This is a genomic window from Shewanella sp. CAL98-MNA-CIBAN-0140 (assembly GCF_040309905.1).
Lineage (GTDB): Bacteria > Pseudomonadota > Gammaproteobacteria > Enterobacterales > Shewanellaceae > Shewanella > Shewanella psychromarinicola.
This window is the reverse complement of sequence record NZ_JBEOPI010000118.1, coordinates 1-306: the sequence shown is the minus strand read 5'-3', so window position 1 is coordinate 306 and position 306 is coordinate 1. Positions and strand designations below refer to the sequence as shown.

Below are 306 nucleotides of genomic sequence, written 5' to 3'. Positions count from 1 at the left end.
ATCACCTCCTTACCTATACGACTAACTCAATACCTAAAAGTGCAGCGATGCATGTGAGTGTTCACACAGATTACTTGATAGAAAGAAAGAGAAAGATATCGAAAGGTATTTTTGAGGATTTTGATTCTTAATCAAGGCACTTGATGAGTTTTGCAGGGAGTGTGCTTTTAGCACATGACTGAGAAACGAAGAAAGTAACGCTGAGTAAGGATTAAAAGACCAAAAAGAATGGGTCTGTAGCTCAGCTGGTTAGAGCGCACCCCTGATAAGGGTGAGGTCGGTGGTTCAAGTCCACTCTGACCCACC

1 tRNA gene is annotated in these 306 nt (G+C 42.5%); it reads left to right on the top strand.

Annotation, left to right across the window (positions count from 1 at the left end):
* Positions 1-230 precede the first annotated feature (230 nt).
* A tRNA-Ile gene (locus AAEY93_RS20415) sits at positions 231-304 on the top strand.
* Positions 305-306 lie beyond the last annotated feature (2 nt).